Source organism: Kitasatospora putterlickiae (assembly GCF_039527695.1).
Taxonomy (GTDB): Bacteria; Actinomycetota; Actinomycetes; order Streptomycetales; family Streptomycetaceae; genus Kitasatospora; species Kitasatospora putterlickiae.
The window spans coordinates 1,774-11,055 of sequence record NZ_BAAAKJ010000453.1 but is presented as its reverse complement, the minus strand read 5'-3'; the positions used below and the strand labels follow the sequence as shown (position 1 = coordinate 11,055).

Below are 9,282 nucleotides of genomic sequence, written 5' to 3'. Positions count from 1 at the left end.
CCCCCCCGACGGCGCTCAGTCCCGCAGCGCCCGGTCGACCAGGGCGCCGGCCGCGCCGGTGTACCCGGCCGGGTCGCACAGCGCGGCGACCTCCGCCGGGGTGAAGTGCCCCGCCAGCTCGGCCTGTTCGCCGAGCACCTCGGCCAGCGGCCGGCCCTCCCGGTCGGCGGTCAGCGAGACCTCGGTGAGCAGCTGTTTGGCCACCGCCTTGCCCAGCTTGGGCGCCAGCCGGGCGGCGATCCGCTCGGAGACCAGCTGCCCGCCGGTGAGCTCCAGGTTGGCCCGCATCCGCTCCGGGCGGACCAGCAGGCCCTCGGCCAGCTCCACCGAGGTGTGCGCGGCGCCGCCGGCCAGCCGCAGGCACTCGCGCAGCAGCTGCCACTCGGCGTGCCAGGCGCCGCCGGAGCGCTCGTCCTCGGTGACCAGGCACTGGGTCAGTCCGGCGGCCAGCACCGGCACCTGGAGCGCGGCGCTGCGGATCAGGGTGGACAGCACCGGGTTGCGCTTGTGCGGCATCGCGGAGGAGGCGCCGCGCCCGGTGACGGCCGGCTCGACCACCTCGCCGACCTCGGTGCGGGTCAGCGACTGCACGTCCACCGCGATCTTGCCGAGCGCCCCGGCGGTGAAGGCCAGCGCGGCGGCCAGGTCGGCCATCGGGGTGCGCAGCGCGTGCCAGGGCAGCGCCGGGCGGGCCAGGCCGGTCTCCGCCGCGAAGGCGTCCACCAGCCGGTCCAGGTAGCCGCTGGCCTCGACGTCCGGGTCCGGGCCGTCCAGCCGGGCGTACTCCAGGTAGCCGGCCAGGGTGCCGGCGGCGCCGCCGAGGGAGACCGGCAGGCCGTCGGCCAGCACGGCGGCGAGCCGGCGGTCGGCGTCCAGCACCAGGTGCCGCCAGCCGGCCGCCTTGAGGCCGAAGGTGGTGGGCACCGCCTGGAGCGCCAGGGTGCGTCCGGCCAGCACGGTGTCCCGGTGGTCGGCGGCCAGGGCGGCCAGCGCGCGGGCGGTGCGGTCCAGGTCGGCGCGGATCAGCGGCAGGGCCCGGGCGGCGACCAGCATCGCGCCGGTGTCCAGGATGTCCTGGCTGGTCGAGCCGCGGTGCACGTACTCGGCGGCGGCCGGGTCCTCGGCGGCCACCACCCGGGCCAGCGCCTGGACCAGGCCGACCACCGGGTTGGCGGTCTCCCGGCAGGCCAGCGCGAGCGCGCGGACGTCGAAGTGCCCGGCGCGGGCGGCCCGGGTGATCGTGGCGGCGGCGGCGGGGGGCACCGTGCCGAGCCCGGCCTGGGCGCGGGCCAGGGCGGCCTCGGCGTCCAGCATGGCCTGGAGCCAGGCGCGGTCGGCCACGGCCGCCTCGACCGGGGTGCCGGCCCGGACGGGGGAGAGCAGTCCGGAGTCGGTGTCCGCGTCGGTCGGGGCGGGGTGCTGGTCGGTCATACGACGACGCCTCTCGGTTCGGTCTCGTCGGTCTCGTCGGTGTTGCCGGGGTTGCCGGTGTTGCCGGGGTTGCCGGCCCCGCTCACGCTGAACGTCCGGGCGGTGCCGGGGGTGCCTCCGGTGCCGGCGCGGGGCGGCACGGGCGCGGCGGGCCACTCGGGGGCGGGGGAGAGCGCCAGCACCGCGCGGGCGATGGCGTCGGAGTCGCCCAGGGTCACCGAGTCGACGCCGGGGCGGATGCCGGCGGCGGTCACCCAGTGCACGGACTCGGTCGGCACGCCGTACGCGAAGCGGCGCGGGTGCGCCCGGCCGCGCGCGTCCAGCAGCCGGTAGGGCCGCTCGGTGACGGCGAGGCCGCCGGTCTGGTAGCCGCCGCCGGGCCCGCCGGGGATCCGGTAGGCGGCGCACTGCTCGGTGTCCAGCAGGTGGCGCAGCAGCGGGTCCTCGGTGCGGCGCAGGTCGGGTTCGGGCAGCCGGGCCTCGACCAGCACCGAGGCGCGGACCGGCGGGCCGGGGACGGCGGTGGAGTGCGCGGTGAACGCCGGGTCGACCGGGTCGATGCGGATCTCGGTGCCGGGGCCGAGGAGTTCCAGCACGCCGGCCTCGATCAGCGCGATCAGTTGCTCGATCCGCTCGACCGGCGGGCCGATGGAGAGGAAGGCGTTCAGCGGGGTGTACCAGCCGTCCAGGTCGTCCCGGTAGGAGGCGCCCTCGATGCCGCTGTGGTCGACCGCCAGCCGGATCTCGTTGCGCAGGTCGCGCAGCACGTCCAGGGCGGTCTTGAGCGGGCCGCTGAGGTTGCCGGCCCGGGCCTCGGCGACGTCCTGGCGCAGGTGGTCGAGCAGCCAGTCGCGGAAGTCCGCGCGGTCGGTGAACTCCCGTCCGGCGTAAGGCCGGGAGAGCCGGTCCCAGCTCCACCGCTCGGCCGGCGGGAGCCCGAAGGCGTCCAGGACCGCGGCCGGGTCGGCGGCGGTCAGGAAGCGGTCGGTGAAGGCCGCGCGCTCGGCGCCGCGGGCCTTGGCGGTGAGCAGCGTGCCGTAGTAGACGGCCTCCACCTCGCGGGAGACCAGCGGCCAGAGGTCGGTGGCGAAGCGCACCGGCTCGCCCCGCAGGGCGCGGTCGCGCAGCGCGGCGACCACCCCGGGGGTGAGCAGCCGCGGCAGGTGGCGTCCGTAGGCGCCCTTCTCGTTCTCGCCGCGCGCGTGGTACGGGACGCCGCGCCGGGAGGTGGCGTAGAGCCTGGGCTCGGTGCCGGAGGGGCGGTAGACCAGGGCGCCGTCCACCCGCTCGAAGTGGCCGCCCCGGCCGAGCGTGAACAGCGCCATGTGATCGAAGAAGTTGAGGCCCAGGCCGCGCAGCAGGACGCTCTGCCCGGGTCTGGTGGCGACCTGGACGTCGGCGGGGTTGGCGGGGGGGACGTAGTCGAGGTGGTGGATCCGGGCCAGGCTGGCGGTGCGCGCCTCGCGCGGGGTGAGCCGGGCCGGGACGTGGCCCTGGGCGAGCACGATGGCGTCCAGCCGGTTCAGCCGGGTGCCGTCCTCCAGCCGGACGCCCTGCGGGCCGCCGGGGAAGCCGTGCGCGTCGGCCATCGCGACTGCCCGTGAGCGGTGCACCCGGACGGTCACGGTGGGCGGGGCGGCGGCGGTCACGGCGCGGAAGGCGTCGTGCAGGTACTGCCCGTAGAAGGCGCGGGTCGGGTAGGTGTTCGGGCCCAGGTCGGCGGCCTCGGCCAGGGTCTGGTCGTCGTGGTGGGCCGGGTGGTCCGCGGAAGTGCCCTCCCGGGCAAGGGATTCGGCCCATTCGTACAGGCTTGGTCCGGGTTCGACCGGGCCCTCGATCCGGACGCTGTCGTCGGTGTACACGGTGATCTGCGAGGCCACCGTGTTCATCAGGAGGTGCCGGGACTGGTCGGTGCGCCAGACCCGGCCGGCGCCGGGGGGTGCCGGGTCCACCAGGTGCACGGTGACGGTGGCCCCGGTGGGGCTGCTTCGTTCGTTGGCGCAGAGCCTTTCCAGTACCGAGAGGCCGCGCGGACCCGCGCCGATGACGCAGATCTGGAGATGGCGATCGATCATGCCCACGGCTCGCCATCGTAGTTGTGGTGATCTGATGATGAAAAGGTCTTGACTCCGTGCATCCAGGCCACCCGCTCGTGCAGCCCGCCCTCGGAGAGCCCGCGGAGCAGCCGGTTGCGCGCCTCGGCGGCCTCGCCCGCCGGGTGCCAGAGCCTGATCGACTCCCGGGCGGCGCGCTGCACGGCCGCGGTGCGGGCGCGCCGTTCGGCGGCGAAGGTGTCGAAGGCCTCCGCGAGCGCGCCGGTGCCGTCGGCCAGTTCGCCCAGCAGCACCGCGTCCTCCAGCGCCTGGCAGGCGCCCTGCGCCGCGTAGTGCAGCATCGGGTGGGCGGCGTCGCCGAGCAGCACCACCCGGCCGTCGGTCCACCGCTCCACCGGGTCGCGGTCCACCAGCACCCAGGAGCGCCAGCCCTCGCCGAGCGCCAGCAGCCGCCGGGCGGCCGGCGCGGCCAGACCCGCCAGCTGTTCCGCGACGGCCTCCTCGGTGACCGCGACGTTGGCCGGCGCCTCGGTGGCGCCGTTGTCCCGGGAGGCGGCCAGGTTGAGGAGGGCCCCGCCGGCGATCGGGTAGTGGACGAAGTGGCAGTGCGGGCCGGTCCACCAGGTCACCGAGGCGGGCCGCCGCAGCTCCTCGGGGACGAGTTCCATCGGGATCACCGCCCGGTAGACGGTGATTCCGGAGATCCGCGGCGCGCCGTCGCCGAGCAGCCGGGCGCGGACCGCCGAGTGGATGCCGTCCGCGCCGACCAGCGCGTCACCCCGTACGGCCGCCCCGCCGTCGAGCAGGGCGGTGACGCCCGCGGCGTCCTGCCGGTAGCCGGTGACGGCGGTGGCGGCGCGCAGCCCGATCCGCTCCTCGGCGCGGCAGGCGCGCAGCAGCAGACCGTGCAGCTCGGCCCGGTGCACCACCAGGTACGGGTTGCCGAACCGCCGCCGGTAGCGCTCGGTGAGGGTCAGGCTGGTGACGTGCTCGCCGGTCACGCCGTCCATGAAGCGCAGCTCCGCCATGTGCACCCCGGCCGCCCGGACGGCGTCGCCGAGGCCGAGCCGCTCCAGCGCGAGGACGCCGTTCGGCGCGATCTGGATGCCCGCGCCGAGCTCGGCGAACTCCGGTGCCCGCTCCAGGACCACCACCCGGTGGCCGCCCCGGGCCAGCGCCAGCGCGGCGGCCAGTCCGCCGATCCCGCCGCCGGCCACCAGCACGGTCGCGGACGTGCCGCGGCGCCCGCTCACCGGACCGGTCCGTCGCCCTCGGCGGAGGCCAGCCGGCGGGCCAGCTCCAGCCGTTTGATCTTGGTGGTGGCGGTGGCCGGGAGATCGCGCAGCCGCCACCGCACCGGGTCGGCCATCGGCGGCAGGTCCGCGGCGGCGTCCCGCCAGGCGGCCGGGTCGAGCGGGCGGTCGTCCTTGGTGCAGACGACCGGGACCGGCCGGCCGTCCGGGCCGGGCACGATCACCACCTCGGCGAGCTCGGGGAGGCGGGCGAACAGGGCGTCCTCGGCGGCCAGCGTGGAGCCGAAGCCCTCGATGAGGTCCACCTCCCGGTCCAGCAGGTGCACGCAGCCCCACCGGGTGCGGTAGCCGACGTCGCCCATCCGCCACCAGCCGTCCCGGACCTGTCGCTCGTAGCGGTCCCGCTCGCCGAGGTAGGTGACGATCCGCCCGTCGCTGCGGACCTCGATGTACCCCGGACGGGCCGCCGACGGGGGCTCGCCGTCGCGGCTCACCACCCGGACGCCGGTGAAGCCGGGGAACGGCATGCCCACGCAGCGGCCGTCCGCGTCCGTCCCGCGCCGGCGGGAGAACGAGCGCACCACCGCCGGGCCGACCTCGCTCTGCCCGTACAGCTGGCCGAAGACCGGCGCGCGCCGCGCGGAGGCGCCCAGCATGGTCCGCACGGTGCGCGGGTGGATCGCGTCGAAGGTGGACGAGAACAGCTTGACGTTGGCCAGCGGGCGGCGCGGGTCCTTCGCCAACTCCTCCCATTCCATGAAGGAGTTGGGGTGCGCCTCCAGGATCCCGGGGCGCAGCCGGGCGAACAGCGCGGCGACGTGCGCGGGCTCCGAGTGCGCCAGCACCAGGACCGGGAAGCCGCGGAACAGCGCGATCGCCAGCGCGGTGACCAGCCGGGAGTGCACGAAGGAGACGTGGATCGCGATGGTCTCCCGCCGGGGGACGACCGGGCGCAGCACGGTGGCCTGCGGGCGGTAGCGGGCCTCCAGGGTGCGGCCGGTGTGCACGGCCAGCTTGGGCGTGCCGGTGGTGCCGGAGGTGTGGGTGATCAGCGCCGGGTGGTCGGGCGCCGGGGTGACCGGCGCGACCCGGGGTGAGCCGGCCAGCGCGGCCAGGGCGGTGGCGCCGGGGTGCTCGCCGGCCGCCAGCAGGACGCCGGCCGCCAGGTCGAAGACCTCGGCCGGCAGCTCCTCGGCGAGCTTGGCCGCGTCGGTGACCAGGAACGGTTCGCCGGTGCGGCGCACCAGTTCGGCGACGGTCGCGCCGTCCAGCTGGGGCGAGAGCAGCACCGGGACGGCGCCGATCCGGGCGGCGGCGCAGGAGAGCAGCGGGATGTCGAAGCCGTTCGACTTGTGGATCACCACCCGGCGGCCGGGGCGGACCCCGGCCGCCCAGAGCCGGGAGGCGTGGTCGTCGACCAGGTCGGCGAGTTCGGCGACGGTGGCCCGCCGGCCCAGCTCGGGGGCGATGCCGAGGTCGTGGTCGAGGATCACCACGTTGGCGCCGTTCCGGACGGCGGCCCGCTCGAAGAGCGTGCCCAGTCGGATTCCCCGGTTGGCTATGCGCTGAAGGAACACCGTTCCGCCCTCTCGATGGGGTCGCGGGTCGCTGTGCTTTCAGGATGTGCGGGGGATTTCAGGGGGGCGGCGGGTTCAGCCCTTCTCGACGACCCGCTTGATCCGCTCCAGGGTCGTCCCGAGGTCGGCCGCGACCTTCTCGCCCCACTCGGCGAAGAACCGGCGCCGCCCGTCCTCGTCCAGCCCGGCGGTGATGCCGCGGATCCCCTCGGTGGCGGCGCCCATCCGGAAGTGGTGCACCAGCACGCTGCCGCCGTCCTCCGCCGGTGCGACGTCGAAGGCCCAGACGCTGTCCTGGGCCCGCCCGGCGCTGTCCCGCATGGCCCAGCGGAAGGTCCGGCCGGGCTCGGCCGCGACCACCTCGGAGTGGGTGAACCAGGTGCCGCGGACCACCGGCGCCCAGGCGACCACGTCCGGGTCGCGCAGGTTCTCGCCGCGGAACACCGAGCCGACGGCGGCGGGTTCGCCGGACACCCAGTCGCCGCCGCGGCATTCCGGGCTCCACTCGCCGGACCGGGGGAGGTCGCTGACCACGGAATAGACCTCGGCCGGGGCGGCGGAAATCCTGATCTCGGCCCAGGAACGGAAGAGGGGAGCGATGTCCCCGGTGCTTTCGGCGGTGTTCCCGGTGTTCTCTCCGATGTCTCCCATGCCCGGAATCCTGGGCGGCGGCGCGCGGGAGGGTCAAAGCCGCGCCGACTGGTCCGTCAAGTCCGCCGTGGACCTGACGGACCAGCGGTCCGCTACTTCACTTCCAGGCCGAAGTGCAGGGCGGTGACCGCCATCCGGTGCGCGTGGTAGAAGCGGTGCGCGCCGTGGTTGACCGTCCCCGAGTCCAGTTCGATCCGCACGCAGCCGGCCGCCCTGGCCCGTTCCTGGAGCACGCCGAACAGCCGTCCGCCGATCCCCGCCGAGCGCGCCGCCGGCGCGGTGACCAGGTCGTCGACGAAGAGCAGCCGCCCCCGGCTGGTGGTCAGCACCCGGTGGGTGGCCACCGCCAGGCAGCGTCCCCGGTCGTCGTAGGCGGCCGTGAACACCAGGCCCTGGGCGTGCGCCTCGGCGGCGAAGGCGGCGAAGGCGTCCGCCCCGAGCGCCGGGCGCAGCGCCCGGATCAGCGGGGCGACGTCCCGGTGCAGCGCGGGCGTGTCCGGTGCGACGTCGACGACGGTCAGTTCCATGGTCCGTTCCCCCCGCGGATCGTGGCGACTGAAGGCGGTTGCAGCGTAGTGCCGAGGCTACCGCTCGGTGCCGTACACGGCGAGGAAGGCCGTCACGCCGTTGGCCACCAGCTCGGCGATCCGCTCGGCCGGCATCGGCAGCGCGCCGTAGAAGGTGGGCTGGGCGACGGCGAGGAAGGTCAGCAGGTTGAGCATCCGGGCGGCCTCGGCCGGGTCCGGCACCACCAGCAGCCCGCGCTCGGCGAAGTCGGTCATCCAGTGCGTCAGCGTCCGGTGGGTCTCGCGCGGGCCGGCCTCCTGCCAGGCCTCCAGCAGCGCCGGGCGGATGTGCAGCGCCTCGGCCTCGATGGTGCGCACCAGCGCCCAGTGCTCGGCGAAGGTGGTGAGCGAGTCGACCCGCTCCAGGCCGAAGTCGAGCAGATCGGTGCGCAGGTCGACGATCTTGCGCAGGTGGCGGTCGGCGATCCTGGCCTGGGTGGCGGCCACGGCGGTGGCGCCCTCCAGGACGACCGACTGGAACAGCTGCTCCTTGTCGGCGAAGTGGTTGTAGATGGTCCGCTTGGAGACGCCGGCCTCGGCGGCGATGGCGTCCACGCTGGTGCGGGTGAAGCCCTCGCGGCCGAACACCGTGCGCGCGGCGCGGGTGATCGCCACCCGCTTCTCCGGCATGCCGCGCTGGGCGGTGCCCGGGCCGGCGGCCGGGGTCTCGGGGGCGTCCGCGGGCCGCGGGTCGGTCTGGTCGGTCACGGGAAACCCTCCTTGCGGTGCACTACATCGTGTAGTTTACGGCACACTTGACGTGAAGCGGACTTGAAGTCCTACGCTCGGGAGACGTCCGGAAGCCCCAGGAGGGAAGCGTTCCATGGCCGTTCAGCTCAACCACACGATCGTCCCGGCGCGCGACGACGAGGAGACCGCCCGCTTCCTCACCGAGATCCTGGGCCTGGCCGCCCCGGTCCGCAGCGAGCCCTTCCTGGTCGTCCGGCTCGCCAACGACGTCGCGCTGGACGTGATGCGGGTCGGCGGACCGGTCCCCACCGGGCACTACGCCTTCCTGGTCGGCGACGAGGAGTTCGACGCCATCCTGGACCGCGTCCGGGAGCGCGGACTCACCTACTGGGCCGACCCGTTCCACCGCCACCCCGGCCGCGTCAACGACTGGTTCGGCGGGCGCGGCGCCTACTTCGAGGACCCGAGCGGCCACAACCTGGAGATCATGACCCGTGCCTCCGGCGACAGCCGGTGAAATGTACTGACGGGCCGTCAACTCCCGTACGGGGGGACCTGACAGAGATCCGATACGGACGGGATTGCTCCGCCCCCGGGCGGGTTAGCCTCCCGGCATGATCGAGACCAAGGGGCCGGTGCACCGGCCCGGAGACGCCGGCTACGAAGCCCGGCGGACCGGCTACAACCTCGCTTTGGACCACCATCCGGCCCTGGTGGTGTCCGCCGCCGACCCGGCGGACGTCTCCGCCGCCGTCCGGTACGCCGCCGCACACGGCCTCGCCGTCGCCGTCCGGGCCACCGGCCACGGGATCTCCGTCCCCACCGACGGCCACGTGGTGGTCGACACCGCCGGCCTGGACCGCGTCACCGTCGACCCGGCCGCCCGCACCGCCACCGTCCAGGCCGGCGTCCGCTGGCGCGAGGTGCTCGCCGCCGCCGCGCCGCACGGCCTGGCCCCGCTCAGCGGCTCCAACCCGGACGTCGGCGCGGTCGGCTACACCCTCGGCGGCGGCACGGGCCTGCTCGGCCGCCGCCGCGGCTTCGCCGCCGACCACGTCCG

The 9,282-nt window shown here is 75.4% G+C and carries 9 protein-coding genes; 2 read left to right on the top strand and 7 right to left on the bottom strand.

Annotation, left to right across the window (positions count from 1 at the left end; translation table 11 throughout):
• Nucleotides 1-15 precede the first annotated feature (15 nt).
• The 7 genes from ABD308_RS36420 to ABD308_RS36390 all read right to left on the bottom strand — a co-directional run bounded on the left by ABD308_RS36420 (nt 16) and on the right by ABD308_RS36390 (nt 8,240).
• The gene (locus tag ABD308_RS36420) at nt 16-1,431 is read right to left on the bottom strand and encodes a nitrosuccinate lyase (RefSeq protein WP_344344498.1); all 1,416 of its coding nucleotides are present in this window, start codon (nt 1,429-1,431) and stop codon (nt 16-18) included.
• On the bottom strand, nt 1,428-3,506 hold the full coding sequence (locus ABD308_RS36415) for an FAD/NAD(P)-binding protein (RefSeq protein ID WP_344344522.1): 2,079 nt from the start codon (nt 3,504-3,506) through the stop codon (nt 1,428-1,430). The genes ABD308_RS36420 and ABD308_RS36415 overlap by 4 nt, the downstream gene beginning before the upstream one ends.
• Nucleotides 3,503-4,738, bottom strand: a complete 1,236-nt coding sequence (locus ABD308_RS36410) for an FAD-dependent monooxygenase (protein ID WP_344344496.1) — start codon at nt 4,736-4,738, stop codon at nt 3,503-3,505. Before ABD308_RS36410 ends, ABD308_RS36415 begins: the two co-directional genes overlap by 4 nt.
• Nucleotides 4,735-6,315, bottom strand: a complete 1,581-nt coding sequence (locus ABD308_RS36405; RefSeq protein WP_344344494.1) for a class I adenylate-forming enzyme family protein — start codon at nt 6,313-6,315, stop codon at nt 4,735-4,737. Before ABD308_RS36405 ends, ABD308_RS36410 begins: the two co-directional genes overlap by 4 nt.
• A gap of 75 nt (nt 6,316-6,390) precedes the next feature.
• Nucleotides 6,391-6,966, bottom strand: a complete 576-nt coding sequence (locus tag ABD308_RS36400; protein WP_344344492.1) for an SRPBCC family protein — start codon at nt 6,964-6,966, stop codon at nt 6,391-6,393.
• 92 nt (nt 6,967-7,058) lie between these two features.
• A complete protein-coding gene (locus tag ABD308_RS36395) occupies nt 7,059-7,493 on the bottom strand; it encodes a GNAT family N-acetyltransferase (RefSeq protein WP_344344490.1) in 435 nt (144 codons plus the stop codon).
• Between the two features lie 57 nt (nt 7,494-7,550).
• On the bottom strand, nt 7,551-8,240 hold the full coding sequence (locus ABD308_RS36390) for a TetR/AcrR family transcriptional regulator (protein ID WP_344344488.1): 690 nt from the start codon (nt 8,238-8,240) through the stop codon (nt 7,551-7,553).
• Nucleotides 8,241-8,355: 115 nt separating this feature from the next.
• On the opposite strand from ABD308_RS36390, the gene ABD308_RS36385 reads away from it, so the two are divergent.
• Both ABD308_RS36385 and ABD308_RS36380 read left to right on the top strand, forming a co-directional pair.
• Nucleotides 8,356-8,739 carry a VOC family protein gene (locus tag ABD308_RS36385; protein ID WP_344344486.1) on the top strand — a complete coding sequence of 128 codons (384 nt, stop codon included), beginning with the start codon at nt 8,356-8,358 and terminating at the stop codon, nt 8,737-8,739.
• A 97-nt stretch (nt 8,740-8,836) separates the two neighbouring features.
• Nucleotides 8,837-9,282 (top strand): FAD-binding oxidoreductase (locus tag ABD308_RS36380; RefSeq protein ID WP_344344484.1); only part of this gene is annotated, 446 nt, incomplete at its 3' end.

What these genes read in the sequence shown, in the direction of transcription:
- ABD308_RS36420 (WP_344344498.1), bottom strand. Translation starts at nt 1,431, where the DNA reads ATGACCGACCAGCACCCCGCCCCGACCGACGCGGACACCGACTCCGGA.
- ABD308_RS36415 (WP_344344522.1), bottom strand. Translation starts at nt 3,506, where the DNA reads ATGATCGATCGCCATCTCCAGATCTGCGTCATCGGCGCGGGTCCGCGC.
- ABD308_RS36400 (WP_344344492.1), bottom strand. Translation starts at nt 6,966, where the DNA reads ATGGGAGACATCGGAGAGAACACCGGGAACACCGCCGAAAGCACCGGG.
- ABD308_RS36395 (WP_344344490.1), bottom strand. Translation starts at nt 7,493, where the DNA reads ATGGAACTGACCGTCGTCGACGTCGCACCGGACACGCCCGCGCTGCAC.
- ABD308_RS36385 (WP_344344486.1), top strand. Translation starts at nt 8,356, where the DNA reads ATGGCCGTTCAGCTCAACCACACGATCGTCCCGGCGCGCGACGACGAG.